Raw genomic sequence first — 17,058 nt, 5'->3', positions numbered from 1 at the left:
AAGTTTAACGGACAGAGGTGGCCTGGATGAAACTGGTGTTGCTATCGGGCGGTTCGGGCAAAAGACTGTGGCCGCTCTCCAACGATGTTCGCTCCAAGCAGTTTTTGAAGCTGATTCGCAATGGGGAAAGCGAACCGGAATCCATGGTTCAGCGGGTATGGAGGCAGCTTGCTGCCAATCAGTTTGAGGACATGGCTTATATCTCAACGAGTCAATCGCAGGTAGATCTCATATACAGCCAGCTGGGAGCGGATGTGCCGCTGATTCTGGAGCCGCAAAAAAGGGATACGTTTCCCGCCATCGCGCTGATCGCCAGTTATTTGCACAGCGTCAAACAACTGGGGCCAGACGAGGTCGTGACTGTGATGCCTGTCGACTCTTTTGTGGAGGATCACTTTTTTCAAAAGTTGAAAGGACTGGAAACGGTCATACAGCAGTCAGGGGCCGACCTCGCCTTGATGGGAGTCAAGCCGACGTACCCTTCCACCAAGTATGGATACGTCATTCCGGTGCAAGCCGACAACGAGTCTGGCAGCTTTTTGCAGGTCGCGCGCTTTACAGAAAAGCCTTCTGTGGAAACAGCTTCCCAGTTGATTGCGCAAGGCGCCCTGTGGAATTGCGGCGTATTTGCGTTTCGCCTGGGCTATATGCTGCAAGAGCTGCAAAAGAAACAACTGCCGACGGACTACGATCAGCTGGTTGCGCGCTATACGGCATTGCCGAAAATCAGTTTTGATTACGAGGTTGTCGAAAAAGCCAAGCATGTCGTCGTTGTGCCGTACGCAGGCGATTGGAAGGACCTTGGCACATGGAACACGCTGACCGAGGAAATGAGCGACAGCTCAGTGGGGCGCGTGCATCTGGAGGAAAGCACGAATACGCATGTCATTAATGAACTGGATTTGCCGATCGTCGCAATTGGCGTATCCGACCTCGTCGTCGCCGCCAGCCCGGATGGCATCCTGGTCGCAGCGAAGGGCAAAAGCCACAAGGTCAAGGATATTGCAAGCGATTGGTCGCAGCGGCCGATGTTCGAGGAGCGGCGCTGGGGCTGGTACCACGTCTTGCAGTTTCAGAAAATGAATGAAAAGGTCGAGGTGTTGACCAAGCAGCTCCACCTCCACGCCGGAAAAAATTTGAGCTATCAATACCATCACTTTCGCAGCGAGGTGTGGATGATAGTGGAGGGAGAAGGGGAGTTTGTCCTGAATGATCGCTTGATGATCGTCAAGCCTGGCGATGTGGTGGAAATTCCTGTCGGAGCCAAGCATGCGATCAAAGCGATCAGCGACCTCGACATTATCGAGGTGCAGATGGGCAGCAAGCTGGTCGAAGAGGACATCGTCCGGCTGGGCATGGACTGGAATGACATCGTGGAAATGGTCAGTGAATGATGATGCGACCAGACGCTGCCTTTTGGCAAGGAAAAAGAGTGTTCCTGACAGGACATACGGGCTTCAAAGGCTCGTGGATGTGCCTGTTGCTGCATCGTTTGGGGGCGCAGGTGACCGGATATGCGCTGGCTCCGCCGACCCATCCCAGCCTGTTTGAGCTGTGCCGCATCGATTCCTTGATCAACTCCGTGTCAGGCGACATTCGCGACAGTCAGCAGCTGCAAACGGCGCTTTTGCAAGCAAAACCGGATATCGTCATCCATATGGCGGCACAGCCTCTGGTTGGCCTGTCCTATCAGGAACCTGTCGCCACTTATGAGACGAACGTCATGGGAACGGTTTATTTGCTGGAAGCCGTTCGCCTGGCGAGAAATGCAGGTATTCCCATCCGCGCGCTGGTCAATGTCACGACAGACAAATGCTACGAAAACAAGGAGTGGCCCTGGGGGTATCGGGAGGTGGACACGCTGGGCGGGCACGACCCGTATTCCAATAGCAAGGCGTGCGCTGAAATGGTGACCGCCTGTTACCGCGCCGCTTTTTTTCAGCAGGACGGGCAGGCCCAAGACTTGCCTCCGATCGGACTTGCAACAGCACGCGCAGGCAACGTCATCGGTGGCGGCGATTTCACACCCGGGCGGTTGATTCCTGATCTGCTGCAGAGTTTGCTCGCTGACCAGCCGATGCAGCTTCGCCATCCGCAAGCGGTTCGCCCTTGGCAACACGTTTTGGAGTCGCTGCACGGGTATTTGCTGCTGGCGCAAAGGTTGTATGGGGATAGTCCACGCTACTCCTGTAGCTGGAATTTCGGGCCGGATGCCAACGACGCCAAAAGCGTGGAATGGCTGGCTGCGCGTCTGTGCCAAAAATGGGGAAAGCAGGCGACTTACGAGGTTGACGAGCGAGCTTCTTTTCACGAGACGACGTACCTCAGGCTCGACAGCTCGCAAGCGCGGGAAAAGCTGGGCTGGCGTCCGCACTGGACGATCGAGCAGGCATTGGATCGCATCGTGGAGTGGACAAGAGCCTACCAGCAACAAGCCGACATGCGGCAAGTCTGTTTTGCGCACATCGATCAATACGGAAAGGAGGGGGCTTCATGAAAGTCGTTATCTTGGCTGGCGGATACGGAACGCGGATCGGAGAAGAATCGCAGCTTAGGCCGAAGCCCCTGATTGAGATCGGGGAAAAGCCGATCATTTGCCATATCATGTCCATCTACTCCAAGTACGGGTACAACGATTTCATTATTTGCCTCGGCTACAAAGGCTACATGATCAAGGAATATTTCGCCCACTACTTTTTGCACCAGTCGGATGTCACGTTTGACTTTCGCCGCGGGAACGAGATGATTTTGCACAATCGCTGCCAGGACCCGTGGAAGGTGACGCTGATCGATACGGGCAAGGATACGATGACAGGCGGCAGGATCAAGCGAATCCAGCCATTCGTCGGCGAGGAGCCGTTCATGCTTACGTATGGAGACGGGGTGGGAAATATCGATATTGCCGCTCTCGTTGCGTTCCATCAGTCACACGGCAAGCTGGCGACGATTACGGCCGTGCAGCCGCCAGGAAGGTTTGGCGCGCTCGATCTGGAAGCAGACGGCCAGGTGAAAGGCTTCCAGGAAAAGCCGAGCGGCGATGGCGGTTGGATCAATGCCGGATTTTTCGTGTTGCAGCCAGAGGTGTTTTCCTATCTGGGCGATGATGCGACTGTTTTTGAGCAAGCGCCGCTGGAACGACTGGCGCAAAGCGGCAAGCTCGCAGCCTATCGGCACAGCGGATTTTGGCAGCCGATGGACACGATGCGCGACAAAAATTACCTGGAGTCGCTGTGGAAAAGCGGAAAGGCGGAGTGGAGGTAGCAGAGCATGAACATTTTGCTTACGGGAGCGACCGGATTTCTCGGCAGCCATCTGGCGCGGGCATTGGTGCAAGCTTCGCATCGGCTGGTCATCGTCAAACGCAGCTCGTCCGATTGCGCAAGGCTTGCGGACATCGCCAGCGAGATGATCGCGTACGATGCAGATGAGGAAGCGAGCGTGTACCGGCTCTTTGCCGAGCAAGGGCCTTTTGATGCCGTCATTCATGCCGCAACCGCTTACGGCCGGAGAGGGGAGTCAGACGTGGGACTGCTGGAAGCCAACGTCTTGTTCCCGCTTCGGCTCCTCCAGCTTTGTTGTGAGCAGGGCACCAGGCTGTTTGTGAATACGGATACGTTTTCCCGCGATTCCCTTGCACAAGGAGCGCCGCATTTGGCAGGCTATCACCTGACGAAAAAGCAGTTTGCGGAATGGGGGGCGTACATAGCCAAAAAGTACGGGCTGACGTTTGCCAACATGCGGCTGGAGCACGTATACGGGCCGTTCGACCAGTCTGACAAATTCATCCCGTACGTAATCAGCCAGTGTCTTCGGGATGGGGCACAGCTCGCGCTCACTTCCGGGGAGCAGAAGCGCGACTTTGTATATGTAGAGGATGTCGTGGCAGCGTACTTGCTTTTGCTGCGGGAAAAGTCGTCCTTGCCAGCCGAATACGCCGAGTTCCAGGTGGGAACGGGCAAAGCGACGGCGGTACGTGAATTGGTCGAAAAAATTCATTCGCTGACTCGTTCGACGGCGGTGCTGCAATTCGGAGCATTCGCCCAGCGAGAGGGGGAGCTGATGTGCTCGCAAGCCGATACGGGCAAACTCGGCGCACTCGGCTGGCAAGCGCGCGTTTCCCTGGAGCAAGGATTGAAGCTGATCTTGCAAAAGGAAGCCGCGGATTAACACAAAAACAGCGAACGAACAACAAAACAGCCCGGCTGCGCTCCCTTCATTCGGGACGGCGCAGCCGGGCATTTTTTTGTTGCGGCTGACGAGGCTGGCGTGGATTACAGCAGGGCCGTTTTGTTCGTGCAAAACAAATCGCCGTGAAACGGCCTGATGGCCTCCAACAGTTGGGGATAGGAGTGGATCGGGAGCAGCCCGCCTTCCCGTTTAATCAAGTAGATGTTTTTGTACAGCGCGAACAGGCGCAGGAACAGCTCGTTGGGGTCCTTGCCGAAATAGCCGCGCAGGTTGTCGGGATTAAATTCGATCACCAGATCGGGATCGAAGGCTTTGAATGTTTCCTGCCCGCCTTGCAGCACCTGAATCTCCGAGCCTTCCACGTCGAGCTTGATCAAGTCGATCCGGGACAGGTTATGAGCAGCGACCCAGTCGTCCAGACGCGTGCACGAAATCGTGTTGGTAGCAGCAGAAGTCGCTTCGCTGGCGATGAACGACCAGCCGCCGCCGCGATCGACCTCGCAAAACTCGATGATGCCGTTGCGGTCGAATACGCCGAGCGGAACAGGCTCTACATTGCCGATCCCATTATCCTGCAAAGTCTGATGCAAGAAGGCGAGGTTGACGGAAGATGGCTCAAACGCGTACACCTTGCCCTGCGGTGCGAGATGACTGAGCGCAAGCGAAATCGTTCCGAGGTTCGCCCCGATGTCGAGACAGATGGAATCTGGCTTCACGACCCGCTTCAGCACGTTAAGCACGTACTCCTCGTAGAGGCCGTTTGCCATTTCGATGTAGTACAGGACGCTCTGGTCTGAACTGCTGCCGTGGACCAAAAACGATTTTTCGTCAAAAGGCAGACGGAAGGTGACCGTCTTTTGCGGATCATGGGCAATCGGCGGATGAATGCGGATGATGTCGTCCTTCACTTCGAAGTGCAGATCGGGCCGCAGGGTAGCCACGTACTGTTTCAGCTCGGCGATGGTCGGATAGTCTTTTAACAGCGGATTGGAGCCGATGAAGCAGCGGGCGTCGTCAATCAGGATGACGTGATTCGGCACGGGATGGGACAAGATGGCGGCCAGTTCGGCCAAAATCGGCGTATCGAGATTGCCTTTGGCAGACTCGGTTGACAGCGGGATGTAGTGTCCGTCCAGCCAGAACAGGCAAGGTTCGTCAATCGATGCGAGCAGTTGGGGAAGCACTGTGCCGCTGTCGCCGTGCAAGATGGATACATGGGCGTCGGCGGCGAAATGCGTTTTGGCTGCCGTGTACAGTGCAAGGTCAAGCTCGATCGAATAAATTCGTTGAAAAACAGCCTTCTGGGTATCCACCATGTAACCGCGATACGTGCCGGTTTCAATCAGCGTGTTGATTTGGTGCTTTTTTCCGTATTGGGCGACAGCTGTCGTTTTCACCTCGTAAGGCGGCGATTCCAGCAGCCAAAAATCCCACGCTTCCTGAGCGGTGAGCGGAAACGGAATGCGCAACTCCTGTTGCCAAACCCGCCTGATTTCGTCCATGCGTGACATGAGCATGCTCCTTTCCTCTTTCGGTTATTTTCCTGCGACCTGATGCAGAATCGCGAGCGTTTCCCTGGCGCATTTGGACCAGGAAAACTGTGCCGCTTGCCGCAATCCTTTGGCGATGAGGTCCGAGCGCACAGACTGGTTTTGCACCTCGACCATTTTGCGGGCGATGTCTTCCGGAGAAATCGGATCGAAAGTAAGCGCAGCATCTCCGACGATTTCCGGGATGCTGCCGTTGTTGGAGCAAATGATCGGCAGCTCGGTTCGCATCGCTTCCACCAGCGGAATCCCGAAGCCTTCGAACAGGGACGGGAAGCAGAGAAAGTTGGCGTTGCGAAACAAATACGGCATCTCTTCCTGCGGAATGTAGTCCAGCCACGTAATTTGATCGGACAACTGGTGCTCACGGATCGTCGCCAGAACCTGGTTGTGTGCTTCCTGGGGGGCTCCGGTGAACACCATATGAATTTTCAACTGGTGTGCATCGCGCAAATAAGCGAGCGCCTGCAAGAGCGAAACGTGATTTTTGTGCCACCACGTATTCGCAGGATAATAGCCGTAATGAGCGGGCAGCCGATACTTTTGCCGCACCCGCTGATTGACGGATTCGTTGTACGGGAGCGTAAATTCATGGGCAGAATCGAGATGGATCGCATGTACGCGATGCTTCGGAATCCCGAACTTGGTAATGATGCTCTCCCGGGAATACTCGGACAACGTCAAGACGGCGTTTGTCTTCAGCGCGGACGATTGGTAAGTCGCCTTGCGCCATTGCAGCGAGTTCTCGTCAAAAAACTGCGGGTAAAATTCATGCTGAATGTCCGGGATGTTGATCACGCTCGGGATGGGAGCATCGATCGGATTCAGCACCAGGAGCGGGCAGAACCACAGATCGAGCGCAAGCGCGCGAATCCAGGCGTGGAACTGCTTGTGCGCGTCTATGTGCTCGTGCATCATCACTTTTTGGATTTTCGGATGGTTGGGAAAGGTGTGGTAATTCGTCTTGGTCAAAAACAGGAACCATTGGTCGTTGTCCTTGTTTTGAATCGAGTACGCCAGCAAATTCCGCACGTACTGTTCCATGCCGCCGATTTTTCCAGGGATACAGGCGAGCAGATTTACACCGATTTTCACGGAGCCTTCACCTCGTCATCGCGTCTGTGCTGGCGATACCAGTCAATCGTTTGCTGCAAGCCTGCGAGAAGCGGAGTGGTTGCCGTAAAGCCAAAAGCGTCCCTCGCTTTGTCTGTTGCCAGCTTGCGGCGCGGCTGTCCGTCAGGCTTGCTGGCGTCCCAGACAATCCGTCCTTCGTACCCGCACAGCTTTTGAATCGTACTGGCCAGCTCGGCAATGGTCATTTCTTCACCGGAGCCGATATTGACCGGATCGGAGGAATCGTATTTCTCGGTCGCCAGCACAATGGCGCGGGCAGCGTCCTGTACATAAATAAATTCGCGGGTGACGTTCCCGGTGCCCCAGAGAACGATCTCGTCCTGTTTGGCGGCTTTGGCCTCCAGGCATTTGCGGATGATCGCCGGGATGACGTGCGAAGATTCGAGATCGAAATTGTCGTGAGGGCCGTACAGGTTGACGGGCAGCAAGAAAATCGAATTGAAGCCGTACTGCTCACGATACGCCTGAGACTGCACCAGCATCATTTTTTTCGCCAAACCGTACGGAGCGTTCGTCTCTTCCGGGTAGCCGTTCCACAGGTCTTCCTCCAGAAAAGGGACGGGTGCGAACTTGGGATAAGAGCAAATCGTTCCGATGGCGACAAACTTTTTCACGCCAAACAGTCTCGCTTGCTCGATCAACTGCGTGCCCATGATCAGGTTGTCGTAAAAAAATTTGCCGGGATTTTTCTGGTTGGCGCCGATGCCCCCTACGACGGCGGCGAGGTGGATAATGATGTCCGGTGCGTAAGTATGCAGCATCAAGACGATGTCGTTTTCTTTGCGCAGATCAAAGTCGCGGCTTCTCGGGACGAACACATGCTGGCATTGCTGGGCTTGCAGCTGGCTGAGCACATGCTTTCCCAGGAAACCTGCTCCGCCGGTAACGACGATTCGTTTGTCCGACAGATTCATGAAAGCAACACCTTCCTTTACGCGAATGTGGTCACAGCGAAGGGACTGGCTGCCTGTTTTTCAACAACCAGTTGGCGACATCCCGAGGATTTTTTTTGTATTCCAAGTAAAAGTGGTATTCCTGGGCAGAGAGCGGCATCGCGTTTTGCACCTGGAAGCTGACCGTGCCGATGCTTGCCGCCATTTCTGTTTCCGGCAAAATTTGCTGCCTGCTGCACACCAGCTCGACGACGGCATTTGGCGTAGTAACTGGGAATACGATGCTCGTTTCAAAGTGACCGGCCGGAATGACGTGATGAGCGGTCGGCACTTGATCGACCATGACGTGGACGTGAACAGGCTGGTTGAATAACGTATTGATGCCTTTGATGACCAGAGCATGCATCGGCTGGGCCGGATCGACGTACAGATGCATCCGGTAGCGCGGCGGGACCCAGAAGGAAGCATGGCGATTGCTGTCCACGAGCAGGGGAGTATTTCCGAAGACCCGATGACTTTTGAACAGATCGAGATACCAGAACACGCCTTTGTTCGGATAGTGCGTAAGAAAATGATACAGCCAGTGATTGGCGACGGTGCCGAAGTGCCGGACGCTGGCCAGCAATATTTCCGGCAGTCCGAGATCGACCTCCAGCGCGACGGACTTGCAGGCTGCATGCAGGCGGGAGGCAGCGAGAAAATCGTGAATGTAGCCGACCTGGTGCGTTTTGGACAGGCGCATCCACAAGTCGTAGTCCATGCAATAGTGCAAGTTTTCGTCCACACCGCCGACAGCTTGAAAGACTTCTTTGCGGATGAAGGCAGTCGGTTGGCAAATGATGCAAAACAGAAACAGGGCCTGGCGGGAAAACGGCTTTGTCGGGTAGACGCTGGTAATCTTGTCCTCGGCGTTGATGTGCAGGGCGTTCCCGTACACCATCGACCATTGCGGGTTGGTTTGCAGCGCATAGATGGCTTTGCCGACAGCGCCATTCAAATACTTGTCATCCGAGTTCAGCCAGCCGATGATCTGGCCTTTTGCCAGTGCCAAGCCTTTGTTGATGGCGTGCGACTGGCCCCGGTCAGGCTCGGAAACGAAGCGGAAGCGCTGTTTTTCATGGGCGTATTCCTGCAAAATCTCCAAAGTCCCGTCTGTGGAACCGCCGTCGACGACGATGTGTTCGATGTTCGGATAGTCCTGGCTGCGCACACTCTCGATCGTTTGCCTGATAAAGGCGGCCTGATTGAAGGAAGGCGTAATGATACTGACTAGCGGCAAGTTCTGCGATCCCATCAACTGCCCTCCTTTTCCCCGGCTTGTGCTTGCAAAGTGTCTCGCCAATATTGAAGTAAGTCGTGCATCGTCTGGTGAAAAGGAATTTCCGGCTGCCAGCCCGTTTGCGTGCAAAAAGCGCTGGCGTCGCCGAGCAGTACCTCTACGTCGGAGGGGCGCAGCCGCTTGGGATCGACGAGAATCTGCACAGGTGCGGAAGTGAAGGACAGGAGGGTATGCAATACTTCTTCAATCGTTCGCGTGTTCCCCGAAGAGATGTTGTAGACGCTCCCGGGCACTCCCCGTTCCAGCGCGAGCCAATACGCTTTGACGACATCGCGCACATCTGTAAAGTCACGTCGCGCTTGCAAGTTTCCGACATGGACGTGCGGCGGCTGCAAGCCAAGCTCGATTTGGGCAATTTGTTTGGCGAAATTGGAGGTGGCAAAGCGCTCTCCCCGCCGCGGCCCTGTATGGTTAAAAGTACGCGTGCGAACAATGGAAAGTCCGTAGCTTTGATAATACTGGTAGCCGAGAAAATCTTGGGCGATTTTGCTCACGGCATAAGGACTCTGCGGCCGCAGCGGGTTTGTCTCCCGCACTGGCAGTTCGTCAGGGTAGACGAGGCCGTATTCCTCGCTGGAGCATGCCACCTGTATTTTGCACGGAATATCAGCTGCCCGGATCGCTTCGAAAATGTGCAGCTGGCTGACGATATTGTTCATCATCGTGTCGGCGGGCGAAGTCCACGAAGCGGGGACAAAGCTTTGGGCAGCGAGATGGTAAATATGTGCCGGCTTGATTCGGGCAATCATTTGGGCGACGGCTGCGGGGTCTTGTAGTTCGCATTCCACGAGATGAAGCTGATCCGCGATGTGGGCGATATGGTCCATTCGGCTGCGAGCCCGGTAAGTTCCATAGATTTCGACATCGCCGCGCGAGAGCAGATATTCTGCCAAATGGCTGCCGGCAAACCCGGTAATGCCTGTAATCAAAACTTTCAAGAGGCTTCCCCCCTTGCTCGTGATGTTTTTTTGCAGCAGCAGGCAAAACCGTTTCCAAAAAAAGAAAGCAGTTGCTTTATATATAGTAAGAACATGCGGATACTGGCACGGCGAATGTCTTTTTATGTACAGGGAAAGTGCGGCACGCCTTTTTCTCGCCAAAGGGGAGCAGATGACTACGCCTTTCGCGCATACGGCAAATACGATGGAGAAAAGAGAACGAAAGAAGGAGGGGCGATGAACCGAATGGACTCCATCAATCTCTATGAAAAGCGTGTTTTCTCGCAAAATGGTGAAGATGGCATGATCGAGGAGTTGTTTTCGCGGATCGGGACAACGAATCGATTTTTTGTTGAATTTGGAGTCGAGGGGGGCGTGGAGTGCCTGTCTCGAAACCTGGCGTACGCGCACCAATGGTCGGGAGTGTTGATCGAGGGACACCCGCTCAAATACATCTATTTGCAGCAGAACTATGCCGCGCTCCCTCAGGTTGCCACCCATCAGGCGTTCATTACCAGAGAAAATATCGCCTCGTTGTTTGCCCAATTTCGCGTTCCGGCACAGTTTGATTTGCTCTCGATCGATCTGGACGGGATCGACTATTGGGTCTGGCAAGCGCTGGCTGCCTACAAGCCGCGAGTGGTGATCATCGAATACAACGCTTCTTTTCCGCCACCGCAAAAGATGGTCGTAGCGTACGATCCTTCCTTTGCATGGAACGGAACAACCTATTTCGGAGCGAGCCTGACATCGCTTGCCGAACTTGGGAAAAAGCTCGGCTATGCGCTGATCGGCACCGATTCGCGTGGAGTCAACGCCTTCTTTGTCCGCCGGGAGCTGTTGGGTCTGGCACGCTTTGTGGAGCGAACTCCACAAGAGGCGTACCATCCGCCAAGCTACGGCCCTGATGGCGGGGGCCACCCGCGTGGAAATGGCCCCTACCTGGAAATCTAGGCGGGCAACAGCTGCTGCAAATAGTCGAGCACCGCTTTTTTCATGTTCGCAAGGGCAGTCAAGGCTGCACTTTCCGAGACGTCCCTGACCCCAAAATACAGCTTCATCTTCGGTTCCGTACCGGATGGACGGATGCAAAACCAGGCATGGTCGCCCATGATGAACTTCAAGACATCGCTTGCTGGCAGCGCCAAAGGCTGTGACTCGTTTGTCGCTTGCAGCCGACGTTCGCCAGTCAAGTAGTCCTCGATGGAGGTCACCGCATCGCCCGCGACAGTTGTCAGCGGCCTGTCGCGCAAGGCAGCGAGGATCGCTGTCATGGTTTGCATGCCGTCTTTTCCCGGATACGTAATCGAGATCAGCTCTTCCCGGAAAGTGCCGTGCTTGGCGTACAGCTCCTGCAAACGCTGGTGGAGGCTTGAGCCTTGCGACAGCTGGAACGCGCAGGCGTCCGCCAGCAAAAAAGCGGCCTGGACGGCGTCTTTGTCCCGGACGAAATCACCGCGCAAATACCCGCAGCTTTCTTCCAGTCCAAACAAAAAGTGATGCGCTCCGCTTTGCGCAAATTCCTCGATTTTTTCCCCGATGTACTTGAATCCGGTCAAGGTGTCGATTGTAGCCACACCGTAATCAGCGGCGATCGCGCGAACCATTTCCGAGGTGACGATCGTTTTCACGACGGCAGCGTGGGCCGGGAGCGTTCCGGCAAGCTTTTCTTGCGCCAAAATATAGTCCAAAAGCAAGACGCCCGCCTGATTTCCGTTCAGGATGACATGCTGGTTAGGGCCCGTCCTGATGGCTACCCCGAGCCTGTCTCCATCCGGGTCTGTACAGATGATCAAGTCGGCGCCTTTTTTGCGAGCGTTCTTCAAGGCAAATCGAAAGCTTTCCGGCTCTTCCGGATTGGGGGTGGAGACGGTAGAAAACAAAGGATCTGGCTCCGCCTGCTCCTGAACGACCTTTACCTGCTCAAAGCCTAGCGATTGCAGTCCTTGCGCAATCGGTACAAGCGTCGTGCCGTGCAGCGGAGAAAAGACGATGCGCGGCTGGTGGGCAGCGACGATGGCGGAAGCGGCAGGGGAGCGAAGCTGTTTTTGGCAGGCCATATAGGCGGTAAATACTTCGTCGCCCAACATTCGCAACAGACCGCTGTCCAACAGCTCATTCACTTCACGCGTTCCGATTTGCAGCTCATCTCCGGCTTGTTCCATTTGGGCAAAAATCCGGTCGGCAGCTTGCGGCGGAATTTGTCCTCCGTCTGATCCGTATATTTTGAAGCCGTTGTACTCCGGCGGGTTGTGGCTCGCCGTGATGACGACGCCTGCGGCAGCTCCCAGATGCCGAACGGCAAAAGACAAGAGCGGCGTCGGACACAAATTCTCGAACAAACATGCGGAAACGCCGTAATAACCGAGAACTTTTGCCGTTTCCAGTGCGAAGGTGTACGAATCGTTGCGCGAGTCGTAGGCGATGACGACCGCAAGCTGGGCCGCAGCCGAATGTTGCTCCAGCAAATGCAGGGCCAGCCCTGCGGCAGCCTTGCGAATCGTATAAAGGTTAATCCGGTTGATCCCCGGCTCCATGACCCCGCGCATGCCACCTGTACCGAAGGCAATCGGCTTGTAAAAGCAGTCTTCCAGCTTTTGCTCGTCGCCTTCCAGTTGCTCCAGGTGGCGCTGAAGCTGCGGGTCCAGGTCTGTGTATTGCTTCCAGCGCGTATAATGCTTGTGCCAATCCATCTGCATGCCAAACCTCACTTCCCGTCAAAAAAGTCTTGCCTCTTTCTTAGCGTATTAAGGAAAAGGGCGGGAAGTGAGGGAGGAGCAAAAGATCATTCGCAAGAGACAGGGCGGAGGCACATGCGAAAAACGAAGTTGCTGCAAGCGTCCAGCCCTGTTTTTGAACGAATGCGCGCAGGGTGGCATATGCTTTTAACGATTGGGATTGGATCAGGCCAGGGGAGAGGTGACGCATGAAAACAGCTTTCCTTACAGGAATAACCGGGCAGGACGGTGCGTATTTGGCGAAGTTTTTGCTGGACAAAGGCTATCGCGTGGCAGGACTTGTGCCGCGCCGCAGCACTGTGGATCGCTGGCGGCTGGAGTATTTGGGCATTGCCGATGAAATCGAGTACAAGGACGGCGATATTTTGGATTTGTCGTCTTTGACCAGGGCGCTCAAAAGCGTGAAGCCGGATGAGCTGTATCATTTGGCGGCGCAAAGCTTTGTCGGCTCATCGTGGGAGCAGCCCGTCTTGACGGCGCAATCGACCGGGATGGGTGTTTTGCATGTGCTGGAGGCCATTCGCGAGACGAATCCCGCGATCAAAATGTATCAAGCTTCCTCAAGCGAGCTGTACGGACTGATCCAGGAGCCGCAGCAATCGGAGCAAACCCCGTTTTATCCGCGCAGTCCGTATGCGGTATCCAAGCTGTTCGGCTACTGGATGACGAAAAACTACCGGGAAAGCTTCCAGATGTATAGCTGCAACGGCATTTTGTTCAACCATGAATCGCCGTTGCGCGGGCTTGAATTTGTCACCCGAAAAGTAACCGACGCTGTGGCGAGAATCGCCGCGAACAAACAAAAAGAGCTGCGGCTCGGCAATATAGCGGCCAAACGGGACTGGGGCTTCGCAGGCGACTTCGTGGAGGCGATGTGGCTCATGCTCCAGCAGGAGAAGCCGGATGACTTTGTCATTGCGACCGGAAAAACGTCAACCGTCGAGGACATGTGCAAAATCGCCTTTGACTACGTCGGCTTGAATTATCAGGATTACTTGGTAATTGATCCGAAGCTGTACCGCCCCGCAGAAGTGGACGTCTTGCTGGGAAATCCGGAAAAGGCGAAGCGGGAGCTGGGCTGGACGCCGAAAACAAAGCTGGTCGAGCTGATTCATATGATGGTGGAAGCCGATATGCAGCGCGTGGCAAAAGAGTAGCGAAACAGCAGCGAGAAAATCATTAGTGACACCCTATTTCTGGAAGCGCAAAAGAAAAGGGGTGTTTTTTTGTTTGGGCAAAAACGAGTTAACCTATTTATGATTAAAAACAACCTATTAAACCTTGTGTAACAACCAGTTACCCTCTGCTGCTCCCCGCTTTTTCACTCGCTACAGCGATAAACTTGCAGAAAATTCGGTTTTAACCCTGCCTTGCCAGTGGTTGGCACGCAACTTGCTTTTGAGAAAAGTACAAACATTTCAACTATCGCGTCAAAAGGAGACTTTGCTATGAATGTAGTTGCCAACGTATACCGGGGAGAACAGGTGGAAAGCTCGCACCTTGGTCATATCGCCGTTGTGGATGCTTCCGGAACTTTGCTGTATGCATTCGGAGATCCACACCGAATGACCTATGCCCGTTCAAGCATGAAGCCGTTGCAGGCGATTCCGGTCGTGGAGACAGGCGCCGCTGATCATTACGGATTTGAGCCTGCCGATCTGTCGCTTTGCTGCGCCTCCCATAGCGGGGAGCCGCGCCATCGCACGCGCGCGCTTTCGATGCTGGAACGTGCGGGTCAACCGGAAGCGACCTTGCAATGCGGGACGCACGTGCCGCGTCACGAGGAGAGCTACAAAGAGCTGATCCGTCAGGGGAAACCGCTTACACCCGTATTTTCCAACTGCTCCGGTAAGCATTCGGGCATGATTGCAACCGCGACGTACATGGGAGAAGAGGTCGCCACCTATCACCTGCCAGAGCATCCGGTGCAGCAGCGGATTCTCGATGTCGTGGAAGACATTACAGGCTATCCAAAAGAGAAGATCAACCTGGGAACAGACGGTTGCGGAGTGCCTGTTCATCAACTGCCGCTCGCGAACTTCGCCTGGGCTTTTGCCAAGCTCGTTCGCCCGGAAGTGATCGCGAAGCCGGAGCGCCGCAAAGCGGTAGAGAGAATTACAGAAGCGATGACGGCTCATCCGGAAATGGTCGGGGGCGAAAATCGCTACTGCACCGATCTGATGAATGCTTTTGCCGGGCGCATCGTGGGCAAGGCGGGCGCTGAGTCTGTCTACTGTCTGGGTGACAGAAAAACAGGGCTGGGTATCGCAGTGAAGATCGAGGACGGCGGGCCACGCGCCATCAATCCGGTCGTAAACGAGGTGCTGCGCCAACTCGGGATCGGTACAGACGGCCCGCTGGAAGTGTTGGCACAATACACAAACCCGCCGATCACCAACATGAGCAATAGCGTCGTAGGCCGGATCGAAACGCCGTTTTTGCTGACGCAAACGAGCGTGTCACTGGGGGTATAAGCGGCAGCTACCTTTCGTTGCCGTTTATCTATAAAGATTTTTTCAAAAGAAGAAGGGGGTCACAAAAAAATGAAGTTGCACAAAGGATGGAAGCTGCTCAGCACTGCCGCCCTGGTCGCGGTTTTGGCCGTGACAGGATGTAGCCAGTCGGCTGCTCCGACGAAGCAAGGCGAGGGAACACCAGCCGGACAGCCAGCAGGCGACTCTGGTGGACAAGCAGATCCGGCAGCAAGACTGAAGCTCAACCTGAAGACCGAGCCACCGTCCCTCGATCCGCCAAAAGGCTTTGACAGCACGTCCAATGAGGTGCTGAATGCGACGATGGAAGGTTTGGCCCGTCTCGACAAAGACCACAAGCCGCAGCCTGCCATGGCGGAAAAATGGTCGGTGAGCGAGGATGGAAAAACGTACACCTTTACGCTGCGCGACAGCAAGTGGTCCAATGGCGATCCGGTAACGGCGCAAGACTTTGAATTTGCTTTCAAGCGCATCGTCGATCCGAACAACGCGTTCCCGTCCGCTTTCCTCGCCTACTACATCGATGGAGCAGAGGAGTTCAACAAAGGAACCGGCACCGCAGACGGCGTGAAGGTAAAAGCGGTCGATGAAAAGACGCTGGAAGTACATCTCAAGGCGCCAGCAGGCTTTTTCCTGCACATCATCACGCAGCCTACGTTCTTCCCCGTGAATAAAAAAGTGGTGGAAAGCAATCCGAAGTGGGCAGAAAATGCGTCGAGCATCGTCACAAACGGTCCTTTCAAAATGGAAGACTGGGTGCATGACCAATCTGTCAAACTCGTGAAAAACGACGGCTACTGGGATCGGGACTCCGTCAAATTTGCCGGAATCGACTGGGTGATGGTCAACGACGAAAATACACAGTATCAAATGTACTCCACCGCACAACTGGACATGATCCAGACCGTACCGAACGACTTGAAGAAAAAGCTGATCGATTCCGGAGAGGCCAAAGTAGAATCCGAAGCGGCGATTTACTACTACCGGATGAACACGCAGATGCCTCCGTTTACGAACGCCAACATCCGCAAAGCGTTTGCGCTGGCGATCGACCGCCAAACGCTGATCGACAACGTGGTACAAGGCAAGCAGGCTCCTGCACTGGCGCACGTGCCATTCGGCTTCCCGGAACCGGAAGGCGGCGACTTCCGCGAGAAGGGCGGAGACTTCATCAAAGACAACGACATCGAGCAGGCAAAAGCTTTGCTGAAAAAAGGAATGGAAGAGGAAGGCTGGACAACCTTGCCGCCTGTAACCATGACGTACAACACAAGTGACGCTCACAAAGCGATCGCGCAAGTTTTGCAAGAGATGTACAAGAAAAACCTCGGGGTAGACGTGAAGCTGGAGAACAAGGAATGGAAAGTGTTCCTGGAAGAACAGCGCGGCCGCAAGCTGCAATTCTCCCGTTCCACCATCCCGGCTGACTACGGCGATCCGGTCAACTATCTGGAGCTGTTCGTCACCGATCACCCGGGCAACCGCATCAATTACAGCAACAAAGAGTACGACGCGCTGGTCGAAAAAATTCGCAACACCGCAAACGAAACCGAGCGCTTCAAGCTGATGCACGATGCAGAAAAAATCTTTATGGAAGACATGCCGCTGGTGCCGATCTACTTCAGCACCAAAGTGTTCATGGATCAGCCAAACATCAAGGGCATCATTCGCCATCCGGTCGGAACTCTCGACTACAAATGGGTAGAGATCGGGAAGAAATAGTAGAATAGACGAAGACAAGAGCGCAAGGGCAGCTTTGTGCTCTTGTCTTCACACTACATCTGGAGCG

The 17,058-nt window shown here is 54.8% G+C and carries 14 protein-coding genes; 8 read left to right on the top strand and 6 right to left on the bottom strand.

Features of this window, described 5'->3' with window-relative positions:
• The first annotated feature begins 26 nt into the window (after positions 1-26).
• From IRJ17_RS23810 to IRJ17_RS23795, 4 genes are read left to right on the top strand one after another with little or no spacing between them, the layout of a single operon-like run.
• Positions 27-1,394, top strand: coding sequence for a sugar phosphate nucleotidyltransferase (locus IRJ17_RS23810; protein ID WP_242772081.1), 1,368 nt, complete (start codon positions 27-29; stop codon positions 1,392-1,394).
• A complete protein-coding gene (gene rfbG, locus IRJ17_RS23805) occupies positions 1,394-2,497 on the top strand; it encodes a CDP-glucose 4,6-dehydratase (RefSeq protein WP_242775323.1) in 1,104 nt (367 codons plus the stop codon). The genes IRJ17_RS23810 and rfbG overlap by 1 nt, the downstream gene beginning before the upstream one ends.
• On the top strand, positions 2,494-3,261 hold the full coding sequence (gene rfbF, locus IRJ17_RS23800; RefSeq protein WP_173596260.1) for a glucose-1-phosphate cytidylyltransferase: 768 nt from the start codon (positions 2,494-2,496) through the stop codon (positions 3,259-3,261). The genes rfbG and rfbF overlap by 4 nt, the downstream gene beginning before the upstream one ends.
• 6 nt (positions 3,262-3,267) lie before the next feature.
• Positions 3,268-4,167 carry an NAD-dependent epimerase/dehydratase family protein gene (locus IRJ17_RS23795; RefSeq protein WP_173596261.1) on the top strand — a complete coding sequence of 300 codons (900 nt, stop codon included), beginning with the start codon at positions 3,268-3,270 and terminating at the stop codon, positions 4,165-4,167.
• 104 nt (positions 4,168-4,271) lie between these two features.
• Here IRJ17_RS23795 and IRJ17_RS23790 read toward each other — a convergent pair whose 3' ends face one another.
• Genes IRJ17_RS23790 through IRJ17_RS23770 form a run of 5 tightly spaced genes read right to left on the bottom strand, consistent with a single transcriptional unit; the run spans position 4,272 to position 10,039 of the window.
• Positions 4,272-5,705, bottom strand: coding sequence for an FkbM family methyltransferase (locus tag IRJ17_RS23790; RefSeq protein ID WP_242772080.1), 1,434 nt, complete (start codon positions 5,703-5,705; stop codon positions 4,272-4,274).
• Between the two features lie 18 nt (positions 5,706-5,723).
• Positions 5,724-6,830 (bottom strand): glycosyltransferase family 4 protein, encoded by a 1,107-nt coding sequence (locus tag IRJ17_RS23785; protein ID WP_173596262.1) that lies wholly within the window; start codon positions 6,828-6,830, stop codon positions 5,724-5,726.
• Complete coding sequence (locus tag IRJ17_RS23780; protein ID WP_122963226.1) at positions 6,827-7,783, bottom strand: GDP-L-fucose synthase family protein; 957 nt, start codon at positions 7,781-7,783, stop codon at positions 6,827-6,829. Before IRJ17_RS23780 ends, IRJ17_RS23785 begins: the two co-directional genes overlap by 4 nt.
• A gap of 31 nt (positions 7,784-7,814) precedes the next feature.
• Positions 7,815-9,056 carry a glycosyltransferase family 2 protein gene (locus tag IRJ17_RS23775; protein WP_173596263.1) on the bottom strand — a complete coding sequence of 414 codons (1,242 nt, stop codon included), beginning with the start codon at positions 9,054-9,056 and terminating at the stop codon, positions 7,815-7,817.
• Positions 9,056-10,039, bottom strand: a complete 984-nt coding sequence (locus IRJ17_RS23770) for a GDP-mannose 4,6-dehydratase (protein ID WP_242772078.1) — start codon at positions 10,037-10,039, stop codon at positions 9,056-9,058. The genes IRJ17_RS23775 and IRJ17_RS23770 overlap by 1 nt, the downstream gene beginning before the upstream one ends.
• A 237-nt stretch (positions 10,040-10,276) precedes the next feature.
• Between IRJ17_RS23770 and IRJ17_RS23765 the strand changes: the two genes are divergently transcribed.
• Complete coding sequence (locus IRJ17_RS23765; protein WP_242772077.1) at positions 10,277-10,993, top strand: hypothetical protein; 717 nt, start codon at positions 10,277-10,279, stop codon at positions 10,991-10,993.
• Here IRJ17_RS23765 and IRJ17_RS23760 read toward each other — a convergent pair.
• Complete coding sequence (locus tag IRJ17_RS23760; protein WP_242772074.1) at positions 10,990-12,738, bottom strand: phospho-sugar mutase; 1,749 nt, start codon at positions 12,736-12,738, stop codon at positions 10,990-10,992. The genes IRJ17_RS23765 and IRJ17_RS23760 overlap by 4 nt on opposite strands.
• A 227-nt stretch (positions 12,739-12,965) precedes the next feature.
• On the opposite strand from IRJ17_RS23760, the gene IRJ17_RS23755 reads away from it, so the two are divergent.
• From IRJ17_RS23755 to IRJ17_RS23745, 3 genes are all read left to right on the top strand, one after another.
• Complete coding sequence (locus IRJ17_RS23755; RefSeq protein WP_242772072.1) at positions 12,966-13,934, top strand: GDP-mannose 4,6-dehydratase; 969 nt, start codon at positions 12,966-12,968, stop codon at positions 13,932-13,934.
• Positions 13,935-14,225: 291 nt separating this feature from the next.
• Entirely contained in the window at positions 14,226-15,251 is a 1,026-nt protein-coding gene (locus tag IRJ17_RS23750; protein WP_122963232.1) for an asparaginase, read from the top strand.
• 69 nt (positions 15,252-15,320) lie between these two features.
• Positions 15,321-16,991, top strand: a complete 1,671-nt coding sequence (locus IRJ17_RS23745) for a peptide ABC transporter substrate-binding protein (RefSeq protein ID WP_217021969.1) — start codon at positions 15,321-15,323, stop codon at positions 16,989-16,991.
• Positions 16,992-17,058 lie beyond the last annotated feature (67 nt).

Source organism: Brevibacillus parabrevis, from assembly GCF_022701015.1.
GTDB lineage: Bacteria > Bacillota > Bacilli > Brevibacillales > Brevibacillaceae > Brevibacillus > Brevibacillus parabrevis.
The sequence above is the reverse complement of the archived record's forward strand: the minus strand, read 5'-3'. Positions and strand labels throughout refer to the sequence as shown.

Coding starts and splice junctions, on each gene's coding strand:
- IRJ17_RS23795 (WP_173596261.1), top strand. CDS start 3,268: ATGAACATTTTGCTTACGGGAGCGACCGGATTTCTCGGCAGCCATCTG.
- rfbG (WP_242775323.1), top strand. CDS start 1,394: ATGATGCGACCAGACGCTGCCTTTTGGCAAGGAAAAAGAGTGTTCCTG.
- IRJ17_RS23745 (WP_217021969.1), top strand. CDS start 15,321: ATGAAGTTGCACAAAGGATGGAAGCTGCTCAGCACTGCCGCCCTGGTC.
- IRJ17_RS23765 (WP_242772077.1), top strand. CDS start 10,277: ATGAACCGAATGGACTCCATCAATCTCTATGAAAAGCGTGTTTTCTCG.
- IRJ17_RS23755 (WP_242772072.1), top strand. CDS start 12,966: ATGAAAACAGCTTTCCTTACAGGAATAACCGGGCAGGACGGTGCGTAT.
- IRJ17_RS23760 (WP_242772074.1), bottom strand. CDS start 12,738: ATGCAGATGGATTGGCACAAGCATTATACGCGCTGGAAGCAATACACA.
- IRJ17_RS23810 (WP_242772081.1), top strand. CDS start 27: ATGAAACTGGTGTTGCTATCGGGCGGTTCGGGCAAAAGACTGTGGCCG.
- IRJ17_RS23750 (WP_122963232.1), top strand. CDS start 14,226: ATGAATGTAGTTGCCAACGTATACCGGGGAGAACAGGTGGAAAGCTCG.
- IRJ17_RS23790 (WP_242772080.1), bottom strand. CDS start 5,705: ATGCTCATGTCACGCATGGACGAAATCAGGCGGGTTTGGCAACAGGAG.
- rfbF (WP_173596260.1), top strand. CDS start 2,494: ATGAAAGTCGTTATCTTGGCTGGCGGATACGGAACGCGGATCGGAGAA.
- IRJ17_RS23775 (WP_173596263.1), bottom strand. CDS start 9,056: ATGGGATCGCAGAACTTGCCGCTAGTCAGTATCATTACGCCTTCCTTC.
- IRJ17_RS23780 (WP_122963226.1), bottom strand. CDS start 7,783: ATGAATCTGTCGGACAAACGAATCGTCGTTACCGGCGGAGCAGGTTTC.